The organism is Pseudoalteromonas shioyasakiensis, assembly GCF_019134595.1.
Lineage (GTDB): Bacteria > Pseudomonadota > Gammaproteobacteria > Enterobacterales > Alteromonadaceae > Pseudoalteromonas > Pseudoalteromonas shioyasakiensis_A.
Genome location: NZ_CP077770.1, coordinates 121,525 through 139,476, shown reverse-complemented (window position 1 = coordinate 139,476; position 17,952 = coordinate 121,525). Strand labels below are relative to the sequence as shown.

9 protein-coding genes and 3 rRNA genes are annotated in these 17,952 nt (G+C 43.2%); 5 read left to right on the top strand and 7 right to left on the bottom strand.

Going from position 1 to position 17,952, the window contains the following annotated elements; genetic code table 11:
* The first annotated feature begins 20 nt into the window (after nt 1-20).
* The gene (locus tag KQP93_RS00680) at nt 21-869 is read left to right on the top strand and encodes a CZB domain-containing protein (RefSeq protein ID WP_217875476.1); all 849 of its coding nucleotides are present in this window, start codon (nt 21-23) and stop codon (nt 867-869) included.
* Between the two features lie 499 nt (nt 870-1,368).
* On the opposite strand, the gene rrf is transcribed toward KQP93_RS00680, so the two are convergent.
* The 5 genes from rrf to rhlB form a co-directional block, all read right to left on the bottom strand.
* Nucleotides 1,369-1,483: ribosomal RNA gene (rrf, locus tag KQP93_RS00675) — 5S ribosomal RNA — on the bottom strand.
* A 124-nt stretch (nt 1,484-1,607) separates the two neighbouring features.
* A 23S ribosomal RNA gene (locus tag KQP93_RS00670) occupies nt 1,608-4,490 on the bottom strand.
* 281 nt (nt 4,491-4,771) lie between these two features.
* A 16S ribosomal RNA gene (locus KQP93_RS00665) occupies nt 4,772-6,312 on the bottom strand.
* The 16S, 23S and 5S rRNA genes sit together here, the layout of an rRNA operon.
* A gap of 521 nt (nt 6,313-6,833) precedes the next feature.
* A complete protein-coding gene (gppA, locus tag KQP93_RS00660; protein WP_217875475.1) occupies nt 6,834-8,327 on the bottom strand; it encodes a guanosine-5'-triphosphate,3'-diphosphate diphosphatase in 1,494 nt (497 codons plus the stop codon).
* Nucleotides 8,328-8,375: 48 nt separating this feature from the next.
* The gene (gene rhlB, locus KQP93_RS00655; protein ID WP_217875474.1) at nt 8,376-9,650 is read right to left on the bottom strand and encodes an ATP-dependent RNA helicase RhlB; all 1,275 of its coding nucleotides are present in this window, start codon (nt 9,648-9,650) and stop codon (nt 8,376-8,378) included.
* A 90-nt stretch (nt 9,651-9,740) separates the two neighbouring features.
* On the opposite strand from rhlB, the gene trxA reads away from it, so the two are divergent.
* The 3 genes from trxA to KQP93_RS00640 all read left to right on the top strand — a co-directional run bounded on the left by trxA (nt 9,741) and on the right by KQP93_RS00640 (nt 12,922).
* Nucleotides 9,741-10,067, top strand: a complete 327-nt coding sequence (trxA, locus tag KQP93_RS00650; RefSeq protein WP_054554679.1) for a thioredoxin TrxA — start codon at nt 9,741-9,743, stop codon at nt 10,065-10,067.
* Nucleotides 10,068-10,248: 181 nt separating this feature from the next.
* Nucleotides 10,249-11,508, top strand: coding sequence for a transcription termination factor Rho (gene rho, locus KQP93_RS00645; protein WP_062566226.1), 1,260 nt, complete (start codon nt 10,249-10,251; stop codon nt 11,506-11,508).
* 163 nt (nt 11,509-11,671) lie between these two features.
* A complete protein-coding gene (locus KQP93_RS00640) occupies nt 11,672-12,922 on the top strand; it encodes a methyl-accepting chemotaxis protein (protein WP_217875473.1) in 1,251 nt (416 codons plus the stop codon).
* Here KQP93_RS00640 and KQP93_RS00635 read toward each other — a convergent pair.
* Complete coding sequence (locus KQP93_RS00635; RefSeq protein ID WP_217875472.1) at nt 12,895-15,729, bottom strand: tetratricopeptide repeat-containing hybrid sensor histidine kinase/response regulator; 2,835 nt, start codon at nt 15,727-15,729, stop codon at nt 12,895-12,897. The genes KQP93_RS00640 and KQP93_RS00635 overlap by 28 nt on opposite strands.
* Nucleotides 15,730-15,887: 158 nt before the next feature.
* Between KQP93_RS00635 and KQP93_RS00630 the strand changes: the two genes are divergently transcribed.
* Nucleotides 15,888-16,469: a DNA-J related domain-containing protein gene (locus KQP93_RS00630; protein ID WP_217876721.1), complete on the top strand. Its 582-nt coding sequence runs from the start codon at nt 15,888-15,890 to the stop codon at nt 16,467-16,469.
* 9 nt (nt 16,470-16,478) lie between these two features.
* Here the strand turns inward: KQP93_RS00630 and dbpA are convergent, their stop codons facing one another.
* Nucleotides 16,479-17,867 (bottom strand): ATP-dependent RNA helicase DbpA, encoded by a 1,389-nt coding sequence (gene dbpA, locus KQP93_RS00625; RefSeq protein ID WP_055199234.1) that lies wholly within the window; start codon nt 17,865-17,867, stop codon nt 16,479-16,481.
* Between the last annotated feature and the right edge of the window lie 85 nt (nt 17,868-17,952).

Genomic DNA, 17,952 nt, shown 5'->3' with positions numbered 1-17,952 from the left:
AACAAGGCTTTGAGGGAAATATGGATCTGATTAATTTTCGAGTTGGCCAAAAGACCATTTCACTAAAAATTCTCGATATTCTTCTAACTGAGCGTTACGAAGGAAATTTAACGTCGTTGCCAAATGAAAATAAAAGCTTCATTGGGGTTAAAGATTACATGGAAACTCCAACGCCTATCTTTGATTTAGGAATTGTATTAAACAATCACTCAACCAAAGAAACCAATGCCGAATTATCCGACCTTTTAGTCGAAAGAGAGAAAGACCATTTAGATTGGCTTGATGCCTTAGAAAATAGCTTAGTAACAGGTGCGCCTTTTACAAAAGCCACAGATCCAGACAAATGTGCCTTTGGTCGTTGGTATAACAACTTCGAAACCGATAACGAAGACTTACAAAGTATCTTAGCCAAGTTTGATAAGCCACACCGTGAATTACATGCCATGGCTGGTGAGTTATTAGAATTACAAAAGAGCCAACCTCACGACAAAGTAATCAACTTATTTGCAGAAAAAAAACGCCAAACATTCAACCAACTTATTAGGCTGTTTGAATCGGCACGTGAGCAGATCATTCTTGATTACAAGCCAATCATCATCTTCACCACAAAAGACGGCGTAACACCTCATATAGGCCTTCTAGTCGACAAAGTAGAAGACAACATCAACGTAAAAAAAGAAGACATCAAACCGTTAGACCAACTTACCTCGGTTGGTTTTGATGTTGATCCGCAAACTAAAAACATGATGCGGGGACTAATCAAAATGAAGCATAAACACAGCTTATTATTAGACCCAAGTGCCATCTTCCGCCCAGAGCACCTCATGCGCCACGAAGCAGAAGAAACCGAAGAGTATGGGCTTTTTTAGTTGCATGAGTAAAGTTTTGAGGACTGGCGTAGGTTGGGTAGAGCCCAGCGAAACCCAACACAGAGCTATCAGCTTTCAGCCGTCAGCGATCAGCCGCGCGGTGGGGTTGTTTGCTGCTGCGTTTCCCTCTGCTCTAGGTTCTAGGTAAAGTGTACTTGTAGGAATGGCTTTAGCCGTGAATGTGTTTGTTATGGTCTAGATTCGGCACTGAAGTGCCTCCTACGGGGTTTTGTTGCTGTGGGTGACTCTGTACTACATTCTCTGTAGATCAACTGACATCTAATATCTAATGTCTAACCTTCTCATCACGTAGGAATGGCTTTAGCCATGAATGTGTTTGTTATGGTCTAGATTCGGCACTGAAGTGCCTCCTACGGGGTTTGTTGCTGAGGGTGACTCTTTACTAAACAACCCCACAGCTCAACTGACGTCTGACGGCTGAAAGCTCCCAGACGCAAAAAAGCCCGACTCTTTCGAATCGGGCTTTCTCTTATTTGGAGCCTGGCGATGACCTACTTTCACATGGCAAATGCCACACTATCATCGGCGCTGTTTCGTTTCACTACTGAGTTCGGCATGGGGTCAGGTGGGTCCAAAACGCTATTGTCACCAAGCAAATTTGGTTCGTTAATCGCTCTAGCAATTAACTAAAATTTGGAATTCTGATATCAAGTAAATGTCTACTTTAGTAACTTAACTTCTGTCTGTTACGCTGTCATAAAACGCGTTTGGCGTTGTATGGTTAAGCCTCACGGGTAATTAGTACAGGTTAGCTTAATGGCTCGCACCACTTCCACATCCTGCCTATCAACGTTGTAGTCTTCAACGGCCCTTCAGAGACTTTAAAAGTCTAGTGAGAACTCATCTCGAGGCCTGCTTCGCGCTTAGATGCTTTCAGCGCTTATCAGTTCCGAACGTAGCTACCGGGCAATGCCATTGGCATGACAACCCGAACACCAGCGGTTCGTTCACTCCGGTCCTCTCGTACTAGGAGCAACCCCTCTCAATTCTCAAACGCCCACGGCAGATAGGGACCGAACTGTCTCACGACGTTCTAAACCCAGCTCGCGTACCACTTTAAATGGCGAACAGCCATACCCTTGGGACCGACTTCAGCCCCAGGATGTGATGAGCCGACATCGAGGTGCCAAACACCGCCGTCGATATGAACTCTTGGGCGGTATCAGCCTGTTATCCCCGGAGTACCTTTTATCCGTTGAGCGATGGCCCTTCCATTCAGAACCACCGGATCACTATGACCTACTTTCGTACCTGCTCGACGTGTCTGTCTCGCAGTTAAGCTGGCTTCTACCATTACACTAACCGTACGATGTCCGACCGTACTTAGCCAACCTTCGTGCTCCTCCGTTACTCTTTGGGAGGAGACCGCCCCAGTCAAACTACCCACCAGGCACTGTCCGTAATCCCGATTAGGGACCAACGTTAGAACATCAAAACTACAAGGGTGGTATTTCAAGGACGGCTCCACAAAAACTAGCGTTTCTGCTTCAAAGCCTCCCACCTATCCTACACATGTAGGTTCAATGTTCAGTGCCAAGCTGTAGTAAAGGTTCACGGGGTCTTTCCGTCTAGCCGCGGGTACACAGCATCTTCACTGCGATTTCAATTTCACTGAGTCTCGGGTGGAGACAGCGTGGCCATGGTTACACCATTCGTGCAGGTCGGAACTTACCCGACAAGGAATTTCGCTACCTTAGGACCGTTATAGTTACGGCCGCCGTTTACCGGGGCTTCGATCAAGAGCTTCGTCCGAAAACTAACCCCATCAATTAACCTTCCGGCACCGGGCAGGTGTCACACCGTATACGTCATCTTGCGATTTTGCACAGTGCTGTGTTTTTAATAAACAGTCCCAGCCACCTGGTCACTGCGGCTCCCGTCCGCTTAGAGAGCAAGTCTCATCACAGATAGGAGCGTACCTTCTCCCGAAGTTACGGTACGATTTTGCCTAGTTCCTTCACCCGAGTTCTCTCAAGCGCCTTAGTATTCTCTACCTGACCACCTGTGTCGGTTTGGGGTACGATTCGGTATAATCTGAAGCTTAGAGGCTTTTCCTGGAAGTATGGCATCAACAACTTCACACCCTTAGGTGCTCGTCTCGTGTCTCAGTCTTAAGAGTCCGGATTTTCCTAAACTCTCAACCTACTCACTTTCACATGGACAACCAACGCCATGCTTGTTTAGCCTGCTCCGTCCCCCCATCGCAATTATACCAAGTACGGGAATATTAACCCGTTTCCCATCGACTACGCCTTTCGGCCTCGCCTTAGGGGTCGACTTACCCTACCCTGATTAACATGGGATAGGAACCCTTGGTCTTCCGGCGTGCGGGTTTTTCACCCGCATTATCGTTACTCATGTCAGCATTCGCACTTCTGATACCTCCAGCATACCTCCCGGTACACCTTCAACGGCTTACAGAACGCTCCCCTACCACTCAAACAAAGTTTGAATCCGCAGCTTCGGTGCATAGTTTAGCCCCGTTACATCTTCCGCGCAGACCGACTCGACCAGTGAGCTATTACGCTTTCTTTAAAGGATGGCTGCTTCTAAGCCAACCTCCTGGCTGTCTGGGCCTTTCCACATCGTTTCCCACTTAACTATGACTTTGGGACCTTAGCTGGCGGTCTGGGTTGTTTCCCTCTTCACGACGGACGTTAGCACCCGCCGTGTGTCTCCCGGATAGTACTTTACGGTATTCGGAGTTTGCAAAGGGTTGGTAAGTCGGGATGACCCCCTAGCCTTAACAGTGCTCTACCCCCGTAAGTATTCGTCCGAGGCTCTACCTAAATAGATTTCGGGGAGAACCAGCTATCTCCCGGTTTGATTAGCCTTTCACTCCTAGCCACAGGTCATCCCCTAACTTTTCAACGTTAGTGGGTTCGGTCCTCCAGTTGATGTTACTCAACCTTCAACCTGCCCATGGCTAGATCACCGGGTTTCGGGTCTATACCTTGCAACTATACGCCCAGTTAAGACTCGGTTTCCCTACGGCTACCCTAATCGGTTAACCTCGCTACAAAATATAAGTCGCTGACCCATTATACAAAAGGTACGCAGTCACCCTCGAGGGGCTCCTACTGCTTGTACGTACACGGTTTCAGGTTCTATTTCACTCCCCTCACAGGGGTTCTTTTCGCCTTTCCCTCACGGTACTGGTTCACTATCGGTCAGTTGGGAGTATTTAGCCTTAGATGATGGTCCACCTATATTCAGTCAAAGTTTCACGTGCTCCGACCTACTCGATTTCACTTAAGATGCATTTTCGTGTACGGGACTATCACCCTGTATCGTCAAACTTTCCAGAATGTTTCACTAACACATAATAAGCTTAAGGGCTGGTCCGGTTTCGCTCGCCGCTACTTCCGGAATCTCGGTTGATTTCTGTTCCTACGGGTACTTAGATGTTTCAGTTCTCCGCGTTCGCCTCTTACACCTATGTATTCAGTGCAAGATACCTGCAAGCAGGTGGGTTTCCCCATTCGGAAATCCTAGTCTCAAGCGCTTTTTACTAGCTTGACTAGGCTTATCGCAAGTTAATACGTCCTTCATCGCCTCCAACTGCCAAGGCATCCACCGTGTACGCTTAGTCACTTAACCATACAACCCAAACGGGTCTTTGTTAGTGACAGCTGTTAACTTCGCCAGAAGTTAATTCATCAAATAATGATGAGAATACTAAAGTAGATACCAATTAATCTTTCGATTAATGGCATATTTTTTACTTTTGAAAACTCTTTATAAATAACAATGTTATCTATAAGAATTTTAATATCAGCTTTCCAAATTTTTAAAGAGCATATTAATTAGTTAAACCAAGCGGTTTAGCTAACTAACAATCATCTGTGTGGACACTACGAACAAATAAGTTCTAAATCGTATAAGGAGGTGATCCAGCCCCAGGTTCCCCTAGGGCTACCTTGTTACGACTTCACCCCAGTCATGAATCACTCCGTGGTGAACGTCCTCCCGAAGGTTAGACTATCCACTTCTGGAGCAACCCACTCCCATGGTGTGACGGGCGGTGTGTACAAGGCCCGGGAACGTATTCACCGCATCATTCTGATATGCGATTACTAGCGATTCCGACTTCATGGAGTCGAGTTGCAGACTCCAATCCGGACTACGACGCACTTTAAGTGATTCGCTTACCCTCGCAGGTTCGCAGCACTCTGTATGCGCCATTGTAGCACGTGTGTAGCCCTACACGTAAGGGCCATGATGACTTGACGTCGTCCCCACCTTCCTCCGGTTTATCACCGGCAGTCTCCTTAGAGTTCCCGACCGAATCGCTGGCAACTAAGGATAGGGGTTGCGCTCGTTGCGGGACTTAACCCAACATCTCACAACACGAGCTGACGACAGCCATGCAGCACCTGTATCAGAGTTCCCGAAGGCACCAAACCATCTCTGGTAAGTTCTCTGTATGTCAAGTGTAGGTAAGGTTCTTCGCGTTGCATCGAATTAAACCACATGCTCCACCGCTTGTGCGGGCCCCCGTCAATTCATTTGAGTTTTAACCTTGCGGCCGTACTCCCCAGGCGGTCTACTTAATGCGTTAGCTTTGAAAAACAACTCCGAAGAGCCGAGCTTCTAGTAGACATCGTTTACGGCGTGGACTACCAGGGTATCTAATCCTGTTTGCTCCCCACGCTTTCGTACATGAGCGTCAGTGTTGACCCAGGTGGCTGCCTTCGCCATCGGTATTCCTTCAGATCTCTACGCATTTCACCGCTACACCTGAAATTCTACCACCCTCTATCACACTCTAGTTTGCCAGTTCGAAATGCAGTTCCCAGGTTGAGCCCGGGGCTTTCACATCTCGCTTAACAAACCGCCTGCGTACGCTTTACGCCCAGTAATTCCGATTAACGCTCGCACCCTCCGTATTACCGCGGCTGCTGGCACGGAGTTAGCCGGTGCTTCTTCTGTAAGTAACGTCACAGCTAAGTGCTATTAACACTTAACCTTTCCTCCTTACTGAAAGTGCTTTACAACCCGAAGGCCTTCTTCACACACGCGGCATGGCTGCATCAGGCTTGCGCCCATTGTGCAATATTCCCCACTGCTGCCTCCCGTAGGAGTCTGGGCCGTGTCTCAGTCCCAGTGTGGCTGATCATCCTCTCAAACCAGCTAGGGATCGTCGCCTTGGTGAGCCATTACCTCACCAACTAGCTAATCCCACTTGGGCTAATCTTATGGCGTGAGGCCCGAAGGTCCCCCACTTTGGTCCGTAGACATCATGCGGTATTAGCAGTCGTTTCCAACTGTTGTCCCCCACCATAAGGCATATTCCCAAGCATTACTCACCCGTCCGCCGCTCGACGCCAGAGGTGCAAGCACCTCTTCGTTTCCGCTCGACTTGCATGTGTTAGGCCTGCCGCCAGCGTTCAATCTGAGCCATGATCAAACTCTTCAATTAAAAGTTTTTTTCTGTCCCGAAGGACATGCTCAATGAATTCTGAATTTTGATATCTTTCGATATCGAATTGACTGTGCTGAAACAAGTAAACTTGTTTCCGTTGGTCACTCAGTTCAATTGAGACTCTAAATTTGTTTGCGTCATCTAGCGAACTAGAATCTGCTGTTAGAACTCAATCTGTACGAGTGCCCACACAGATGATTGCTTTATATTGTTAAAGAACGTTTTGAGATACTTTTGCGTCTCAAGGGCTGTGCATTCTACGCAAGCCGTTATTTTTGTCAACACTTAATTTTGAGAAAAGTTTATTTTTTCAAAACTCAGTTTTACTTGACTCAATCGACTCGTTGTTTTGCTTGTTTGTAAGCAGTCCGCCGTGTCGATGGATGCGCATTATAGGGAGATCCGAATTGAGATCAACTGTTTTTTGAAGTTTTTATGAAAAAAATGACTGTTCGCGCAAAATACGAACGAAACGGGTAAAAACAGCACTAAAAAAGGCCCTTAAGGGCCTTTTAACGTTATTTTACTATGAGCCTCCAACCTACTTTTGCTTGTAGCTTGGACTCTAGTTGCAGCTCACTGGCCATTAATGGGTGATATTTTAACCAATCACCATCAAATGTCAGTGTGAGGATGTTTTCATTAACACTGAGATCAATCGCTGGTAGTACATCATCTTGGCGACGCATTGATAAGATCACGGCGATCCGCACCACTCTTGTTAAACATTCTGCGACTACTTGATGACAGCCTAAGTGAGCAAAGCTGTTTTTAATAAGATCAGCACGATGTTCATTAGCAACAGCGGTGATCAGTTTATGCTCAGATTGCGAGAACCCTGGCATATCTGTGTTTTCTATAATGTAAGCTGTGTGCTTATGATAAAGCTTATACTCTATCAGTAAGCCAATCTCGTGCAATTTTGCTACTGTCCTTAGTAATGCGATTGCATTTTCATCGATTGATTGCCACTGCCCCATCACACTTTTTGCTAACTGCTCTGCAAGTTGCGCAACACGACAAGCCTGTTTTTGATCTACATGATAGCGACTCATTAAACCATCAACTGTGCGCTTGCGGATGTCGTTGTTATGAAGCTCTGGCACCATGCTATATAAAACACCTTCACGCAATGCACCGCGCGCAAGGCCCATTTGTTTTATATCTAGCGATTCAAACAAGGCGATTAATATAGCGAGGCCAGATACAAATACTAGGCGGCGCTCTTCACTCAAGCCTGGAAGTTCAAGATCAGCAATCGTTTCAAATTGCACTGATTGCTCTTTAATAGCGAGAAGTTTATCAAGCGTTAAAAGCTCATCTTGGTTTTGTGCAACCATGATTTCTTGAATTGCTTGCACTGTGCCTGACGCGCCGCTCGCAATTTGCCATCCGGTTGCTTGGTATTCATCGACAATTTCTGCAACCACTTCACTTGCAGCTTTAATTGCAGCAGCAAAATTTTCGTTACTGAGCTTTTGATCTTTGAAGTAGCGTTCTAGGAAGGTAACACACCCCATGTGTAGGCTTTTATAATGCAGTGCATCAAAACCCTGACCGATAACAACCTCGGTACTGGCTCCGCCAATATCGATAACCAGTTGTTTTCCGCTACAAGCAGAAGTGTGCGCCACACCTTTATAGATTGTCTTAGCTTCTAGCTCACCGCTGATAACATTGATTTTATGACCAAGGATCTGTTCAGCTTTATGCTTGAATACATCAGCATTAGTAGCAAGACGTAAAGTTGCGGTCGCAACAATTGTGATGTTTTTCTGTGGTATGTCTTGCAGACGTTCAGCAAACAAGGCTAGGCATTCCCAACCTCGTTGCATGGCTTCAGTGCTAAGGACGTTGTTTTCATCAAGCCCTGCAGCAAGCCTTACTTTACGTTTGACTCGACCGATCGTTTGTAGACCGCCAGCAATCGATTTAGCGATCAGCATATGAAAGCTATTTGATCCTAAGTCGATTACTGCATACACATTTTTTTGCGGTTGAAGTTGCCCCACCGTTCAAAAACCTCTAGTTACTACTAAGTCTTCAATGGCGGTCGTTTATCACGACCGTGATTTCTGGTAACTATTATTTGGTCGACGTCCGTTGTTATTACGATTACGTGGGCCTGTAGAATAGTTGCGCTTTTTCTGAATAGTAGGCTTAGTTAAATCATCAAGCAATGCACTTTTATCATAATGTGATAATGGAATGCTGTGTTCTATATATTGCTCAATTTCGTGGAGATTATAGGCATACTGTTCACAGGCAAAGCTAATAGCGTGTCCTGATGCACCAGCACGTCCGGTACGACCAATACGGTGTACATAGTCTTCACAATCATCTGGCAAATCAAAGTTAAATACATGACTTACTTCTGGGATATGCAAACCACGAGCAGCAACGTCTGTGGCTACTAAAAAGTCTAAATCGCCTTTGGTAAATTGAGCCAAAATTGATTGACGCTTTTTCTGGTTTACATCACCGGTTAATAAGCCAACTCGGTGACCATCCGCTTTCAGCCATGCATAAACATTCTCACAACTGTGTTTCGTATTTGCAAACACAATCGCTTTATCTGGCCATTCTTCTTCAATTAAAGTTAACAGTAACTTAATTTTGTCATCTTGTGATGGATGGAATAGCTCTTCTTGAATACGCTTACCTGTTTTTACATCAGGTTCAACTTGTACGTGTTCTGGATTAGTCATATGTTCAAACGCTAATTCCTGCACACGATATGACAAGGTTGCAGAGAATAATAGATTTAGTCGTTCAGACGTTTCTGGCATACGTCTAAACATATAACGAATATCTTTTATGAAGCCTAAATCGAACATACGATCTGCTTCATCAAGCACTACAACCTCGATTTCATTAAGGGTATAACAGCCCTGCTTGTACAAATCGATAAGGCGTCCAGTAGTACCAATTAAAATATCAACGCCTTTTTCTAGTTGTGCACGTTGTTTTTCGTAATCTTCGCCACCATATACTAATCCTAAGTTAAGATTACAGTGTGGCGCTAAAATTTTTGCATCTTTGTGTATCTGAATCGCCAGCTCCCTTGTTGGGGCCATGATCAGGGCTCTTGGATGTTTACTAGATGCTTTGCTAGATTGTAATAACCGATGGCACGTGGCAGTTAAAAACGCCAACGTTTTGCCCGTACCTGTTTGCGCTTGGCCCGCAATATCGCGGCCTTCACAAATAAAAGGTAGGCATTTAGCTTGAATGGGTGTGCAATATTCAAACCCATTTTCGGTTAAACCGGCAACCACTTCCGGTGCGATAGCAAAGTCTGAAAACTTTTTATCGGTCAAATGTGTCTTAGTCATAGCGTTTAAGCATAACGTTTAAACTTGCAATAAGAAACAAGAGTGTTTAAATACGCATTAAATATTTCGCCTAACTAATCGGAGATCGCAATGAGCGAGAAAATTATTCAATTAACTGACGATAGCTTTGAAGCTGACGTACTACAATCAGACAAACCTGTACTTGTTGATTTTTGGGCTGAATGGTGCGGACCTTGTAAAATGATCGCCCCTATTCTTGACGAAGTAGCTGGCGAGTTTGATGGCCGAGTTACCGTTGGTAAACTTAACATCGACCAAAATGCAGGCACACCACCAAAGTTTGGTATCCGTGGTATCCCTACATTACTTCTTTTCAAAGATGGTCAAGTTGCAGCAACTAAAGTTGGTGCACTTTCTAAAACTCAATTAGTAGAGTTTTTAGAAAACAACATCTAATGAAAATATAAAAAAAGGGCTTTTTGCCCTTTTTTTAGCTTTATTTTGTTTAAAGACTGGACGCCTTGCTAGTGACCTGCTAGTTTATAAAGCCAACTAATCCTTAGTTATACCAACAAACCTCACTCATGTATCAAACGATGATTTTGAGTATGACAATTGTAATAAAGAACCCACCAATATGCATTTACGCGAATTAAAAGACAAGTCTATCAAAGAGCTTGTAAACTTAGCTGAGTCCATGGGGCTCGAAAACGTAGCCCGTTTAAGAAAACAAGACATTATTTTCGCCATCCTTAAAGCGCACGCTAAAAGCGGTGAAAACATCTATGGCGGCGGTGTACTAGAGATCTTACAAGATGGTTTTGGTTTCTTAAGATCATCTGAAGCATCATATTTAGCCGGCCCAGATGATATTTATGTATCACCGAGTCAAATCCGTCGATTCAGCATGCGTACTGGTGACTCAATTTCAGGCCTTATTCGTCCACCTAAAGACGGTGAACGTTACTTCGCACTATTAAAAGTAAATGAAGTAAACTTCGACAAACCTGAAAATTCTCGCACAAAAATCCTATTTGAAAACCTTACCCCACTACACGCAAACGAACGTTTACGTATGGAGCGTGGTAACGGTAGTACCGAAGACATCACAGCTCGTGTACTTGATTTAGCCTCTCCAATTGGTAAAGGCCAACGTGCGCTTATCGTTGCTCCGCCAAAAGCGGGTAAAACGATGCTACTGCAAAACATTGCGCAATCAATCAGCTATAACCAGCCTGATTGTGAGCTAATGGTTCTTCTTATCGACGAGCGTCCAGAAGAAGTAACAGAGATGCAGCGTCTTGTTAAAGGTGAAGTAATAGCATCAACGTTTGATGAGCCGGCAAGCCGTCACGTTCAAGTTGCCGAAATGGTAATTGAAAAAGCGAAGCGCCTGGTTGAGCACAAAAAAGACGTGGTTATCTTACTTGATTCAATCACACGTCTTGCTCGTGCATACAATACCGTGATCCCTTCATCTGGTAAGGTATTAACCGGTGGTGTTGATGCAAACGCATTACACAAACCAAAACGTTTCTTTGGTGCAGCTCGTAACGTAGAAGAAGGCGGTAGCTTAACAATTATTGCAACGGCTCTTATCGATACTGGTTCGAAGATGGACGAAGTTATCTACGAAGAGTTCAAAGGTACTGGTAATATGGAATTACACTTAAATCGTAAGATTGCTGAAAAGCGTGTATTCCCAGCGATTGACTTTAACCGTTCAGGTACGCGTCGCGAAGAATTACTTACTAAACCTGATGAACTACAAAAAATGTGGATCTTACGTAAGATCGTTCATGAGATGTCAGAAATTGACGCAATGGAATTCTTAATTGATAAACTTTCAATGAGCAAAACCAATGACGAGTTCTTTGACTCAATGAAACGTCAGTAAAAATTATTTCGTTTTAAAAAATGCCTGTTTAATACAGGCATTTTTTTTGCTTAAAACTAAGGACATAACACTTTAAAAGTTATACTTTTACAGAATAAGTTTATTGGTAATTAACAGAAATTTGTTCTATACATTATAGGATTAAAAGGTAAGGATCTCCTCAATGACCCGCATTAAAGTAGCTGTAGCTCTATTTATAATAAGCTTACTTAGTTGTATTGCTAGTTTTACCGTATTTGATATTTCTACTACTGCTATGGCCGTGCTTACACTTATTGTAATCATTCCATGGCTTGCTTTAATTGCTTTTGTTTATACAACAGATAAAAAGCAACAAGATCATTTAAGCTACTTTGTTAAGCAAACTACTTCTGAAAAAGGTATCGATTTTACTTTTCGCTTTGACGAAAATGACAGAGAGTTGCCTAATGCGTGTCATGCACTTAACGCAGGTTTGACAATGGCTGAGCATATGCTTGGCGAAATATATTCGTCATCTGCCCGCTTGTTACCTATGGCTGATGCACTTCGTGATACCTATGCATCGATGACTCAAAAAGCCACCATCCAAGATGCCCACGGTATTGATTTAGCAAATACGATCAATCGAATGATTGAAGTATCTAAAGAGCTGGATAGAAGTCTCGAACAAATATTAAGTTCAGTATCTGATGCCACTAAATCAGTACAACAAACCCGTTTAGACACAGATAAAAGCCAGGCTAGTCTTATCAAGCTTGCCGATAATATCAACCTGACGAGTGAACAGATTATTTTACTTAAGCAAGATAGTGATGCGATTGGCTCAGTTATTGATGTTATCAATAGTATTGCCGAGCAGACTAACTTACTTGCGCTAAATGCTGCCATTGAAGCTGCGCGTGCTGGCGAGCAAGGGCGTGGCTTTGCGGTGGTCGCTGATGAAGTACGAAACCTAGCTGCCCGCACTAGTAAATCAACACAAGAAGTGCGTGAGATGGTTTCTAAAATTCAGCATAGTACTGAACAAGCAAATTCATTAATGCAAACGGCACTTAAAGAAACCGAGCGCACGGTTGAGCTATCTGAGGCTTCAACTAAAGAAACAAATAAAATTGAACAAGCGATGCTTGAAATTAATGCGTTTTCTGAGAGTGTTCATGAGCAAGTGGCCATGCAAAGTCAAATGTCTGATGAAGCACAAACCAGTATAGATGCGATGGTTGAACTTAACTCTGATGCACTTTCAAGTTCACAAATACAAGCTGTATCGAGCAAAGACTTAGTACGCCTTGCACACTCTTTAGATGAAAAACTATCAATGTTTCTGATCACTCACCCAGAAACCGATCAAGAGCAGCGTATTGATCGCTCTAGATTCGAAATGACTCAAGAAGTTGAGCAAATTCAAGACGGTGATATAGAACTGTTCTGACCAACCGATGCATTATGTAGTTGCTCAAGTAGCTGAGCAACTAAGCTCGTTAAGTCAGTAAGTTTATCTTGCTTTAACGCTGACTCAAGTGCCATGGCACTCATCGCAACATCATCTAACTCAAACATTTTAGCCGCGCCACCTATACGGTGAGCATCCTGCTGTAAGTTAAACAATTCATGAGCTGCAAAGTGCTGTTGTATCAATGCGCTTTCATGCTCAAAGCTATTGATAAAACTTGCCACTAAGTCGCTCATATCATGCTGGGACTTATTTGTGGCACTGTCTTTTTTGCAATGCTTAGCAAGTTGCGTGTAAAACACTTTTTTATCAATCGGTTTAGCAAGGTAACCTGTAAAACCAGCTTCAAGGTAACTGTCGATTTCGTGGCTAATTGCGTTAGCCGTTAATGCATACACAGGCTGGGTAAAGCCACACTCTTGTAGTAGCTTGAGTGCATTTAATCCGTCTAGCACTGGCATTTGAATATCGAGCAGCACCACATCAGGGAATTCCTTGAGGCAATGCTCTACAGCTTGCTCACCATTTTCTACCGCAATAACCTCAAGACCCATCGACTCTAAATAACGAGAAATTAAACGGCGGTTATCTGGGTGATCTTCAGCAAGCAGCACTTTACCAGACAAACCTTTTGTTGCTGGCTGCACAAACTTTGCAAGCTCAACTGTTTCCGTGCTTGGAGTATGCTCTTTGCACGGCAAGTAAAACGAAAATATGCTGCCTTTATTTAACTCACTTTCAACACTGATATAGCCACCCATCATCATCGCAAGCTGTTGCGATAGGCTTAAACCAAGCCCGGTGCCCCCAAAGCGACGGCTGATGCTATTGTCGCCTTGTCTAAAACATTCAAAGATTTGCTTAAGCTGCTCAGCGTTCATACCAATACCGGTGTCAGTTACACGAAACCATACGCCTTGCTCAACTTTATAGACTTTTAACTCTACTTCACCTTGATTAGTGAACTTAATTGCATTGGCACATAGGTTGATAAGAATCTGTTTAATGCGGGTAAAGTCGAGCTGACTGTAAAACTGTTCGCCAAGCTCATTATGAAATGAAAAGTAAAGCCCTTTATCTTTAGCTTGACCACTAAGCATAGAATGAACATCAGTAAGTAATCGAACTAAATCACCTTCCTTTAGGCTTAACTCTAGCTTGTTAGCTTCGATTTTACTGATATCAAGTACGTCATTAATCAGCTCTTTTAAGTGATCGCTTTGTTTTTGAATAACAGCCAGCTCATCGTTTAACTGCTCTGGTTTATAATAACCATTCATTAGATTATCGGTTTGGCCTAGGATTGCAGTTAAAGGTGTACGAATTTCATGGCTAATATTTGCCAAAAACTGACTTTTAATTTCATTCGCGCTGCGTAATTGATCTGCGGTTTCTTCAAGCTCTTTGGTGCGTTTAGCAACCATTAACGAAAGTTGCTCTTTTGCCCCTTTTTCGATGTTACGACGATAAATAGTAATCCCCGTCACTACTATCATCACAAACAAGATAAATAGCATAATGCCCAACTGACGTTGTTTAGACATTTCGAGCTCTTGTACATTCTGTAACTGCTTTAATTCAACAATTTCTTGATTAAGCTGACTTGCTTGGATTTGGCTTTGCAGCTCACCCATAGACTTTAATAATTTTAGACTTTGCTCGCTTTTAAAAGCCCGAACAAACTCATCAAAACTAGCAACAGCTGCTGCATAGTCACCCTTACCTGACTTAATCAGGGCCATCATTCCAGCACCGTCTTGTACTCTCAAATCATCTTTATATTGTTTAGCCATAAAAACTGAGGTAGTTAGAGTGGCCTCAGCTTCAGCTAGCTTACCTTGTAATAACTCGATTTTTGCTTGCGACAATAAGCCTGCCAACTCTAATGTTTTATTATCAATTTTTTTTGCAAACTCAACGGCTTTTTCTGCATGACTTAAGGCAAGCTCTAAATCACCGGTGCGAAGATACACATTAGCGATATTAGCGTGGCGTGAAGAGAGAAAGTAAGCGTTATCCGTTTCTTGGTAATAGCGCAAAGCACGCTGATAGTAGTGTAAAGAAAGTTGATACTGGCCAAGCTCTGAGTAAGCCACTCCCATATTGCCATACGACTGAGCAACGCCATCTTCATCGCCTAATTTTTGGAAGATCTCTAGCGTTTCTCTATACATATCTAGCGCAATATCATAACTCGATAAACGAATATAAATACCCGCTATGTTGTGTAAAATATCGGCTTTATCTTGCTCGCTACCATGCTCTTCATATATTTCTTTCGCTTCTTTGTAATATTTAAGTGCTTGATCCATATTGAACATATCAAAGTAAGCAAGGCCAATATTACTGAGTAAGTTTGCTTCGGCAATTGGCTCTGGTAGTTTTTCTGCAACGCTTAATGCCTTGCTATACGCAAGCACCGCTTGTTGCATCAAGCCTTGATAATAATAAGTGACGCCTTGCATTTTTAGACTACGAAAATAGCGATTTGGCGTTGCTGTAAAACTTGTAGCTTGCTCTGCCAATTGGTAGTTTTTTACCGCCGCCGAGAAATTACCTTTCTCTAAAGCAAAGTCGGCAAGCTGCATGTAAATATCGAGGCTTAGTTCTTGATTTATCGTATTTTGATTAAGCAGCTTTTTGGCAAGCTGTTGCTTTTCTTGCCATTGCTCGGATTGGCTAAATTGCTCAAGTAGCGAAGTGGATGCAAAGCTAGACTGCGAACCAAACAAACTACAGCTGAACAATAAAGCAGTGAGCAAGCTTACACGCAGTGATGTGAACATATGGCGAAATCCCTTAAAATCAACTTAGCCTGAAAATGAAGTTATTTAAGCTCGGCTAAATGCATTCCCTAGTATCTAAAAACATTAGCGTAGTTTCAAAAAAACAGCTGTGATAGCGTATACCAATGTAGATTACACTAAAGATAGACTTGCGAACAATGGTTAACCCACTGATTGATGAGATTTTTTACCTTCTTTTGGAACAAGCAACGTGGAAGGTTCATACGCTTGCCAGCGCACTTAGCGAATTAGGAAAAATAGAGCAATTAGACAATGACCCACAAAAAGATCTGTTTAAACGCAACTTTTTAGTTATGAATGGTCTATATCAACTACAAGCACAACTTGCACCTGAGCAACAGCTACAGATTGCGTCACTTCACATTGAACTTGTTAGTAAGCAAACAGGTAACGCATTAGAAAGTCATGACCCACTACGAGATTACTATTTAGATTGGCAAAACTTTGATACAACGAGCGATGAAATAGATGCGTTGTTAACTGATTTTTGGCAGCGATTTTCTTCATTTAGCCCAAACAAGGGCATTCACTCATTACCTCAGCAGCAGCTATTAGAATTACAACAGGCGTGGCAGCTACCTACTGACTTTTCAGAAAAACAGTTACAAAAGCGATGGCGGCAACTGGCATTAAAACATCACCCTGATCGCCAAGGCTGTGCAATTGAGTTTAAGAAAATACAACTCGAATATGAGCAACTTAAAGCAAGCTGCTCATAACTCAACAATTTATCGGCTCAAACGTCGCGCACGGATCTTACGCTTTTTAATATTACCTTCAGTCAATTTACGTAATGCAGGTTTTGCAGCAGCTCGCTCCACAGCAATAAAGGCCACATTATCAAGTACGTTAATTTTACCTACCTGATGACCGGCAATTCCCTCTTTACCAGTTAATGCACCTAAAATATCACCGGCACGAATTTTTTGCTTCTTGCCAGCATCAATCATAATGGTTGCCATGGTTGGCTTATAAGCGGGCTTTTCTAGCAAGCTAAATGGCGGAATTGGTTCAGGGTCAAAGTCACGCTCGTAGTGGTCGCCAATTTGTGCCACTTTAAATTGCTCAGCTTCACCATAAATAGAACATGCAATACCCTTTTTACCTGCTCGACCAGTACGGCCAACACGGTGTACATGGGTTTGTGGGTCATGCGCTAGGTGGTAGTTCACGACCATATCCATATCGTTGATATCTAAGCCACGCGCGGCAACATCCGTTGCAACAAGAATACAGGCGCTTTTATTAGCAAAGCGGATTAAAGTACGCTCACGTTCACGTTGATCTAAATCACCGTGTAAGGCAACAGCACTAAACCCTTCAGCATAAAGGTCATCACAAATCTGTTGTGTTTCAACCTTGGTGTTACAAAAAACCACACAGCTTTCTGGTTGGAACTTCAATAACAACAGCTTCAATGTATTAAAGCGCTGTTTGTTATTATCTAGCTTGTAAAAGTATTGCTTGATTGTGCTTTTTGTTTGCTCTTCTTCTACCTTAATCATTTCTGGGTTGCTAAGCACTCGCTCAGCTATCGCAGCAATTGATTTTGGATAAGTCGCACTAAACAATAATGTTTGGCGTTGATTTGGAATGCACTCAACGATAGCATCAAGGGTATCCTGAAAACCCATGTCTAGCATTTGGTCAGCTTCGTCTAGCACCAAGGTCTCGACATCATCTAAACGCAATGTGCCTTTGCGAATATGGTCATCAACACGACCAGGAGTACCAACAATGATATGCGCGCCATGCTCTAATGATCCAATTTGTGGACCAATAGAGACACCACCACATAAAGTTAAAACTTTAATGTTATGAATACCACGGGCAAGCTTACGAACTTCTTCAGCTACCTGCTCTGCTAATTCTCGGGTTGGACATAAAATGAGAGACTGAATACGAAAGCGTTTCACATTTAACTTAGCCAGCACACCTAAACTAAATGCAGCCGTTTTACCCGACCCCGTTTTGGCTTGGGCAATAATATCTTTGCCTTGCAAGATCACTGGCAAACTTTGCGCTTGCACTGGCGTCATTTGCGTATAACCTAAAGTTGATAAGTTATCGGTTAACTCTCGCGGCAAAGCCAAAGATGAAAAAGCAGTAGCAGTCACAGTAATATTCCAAACTTGATAATTGAGGGACATCCTCGAAGATGCTGTGGATCATAGCAGAGAATGTGCTGTTTCTCTAAACGAA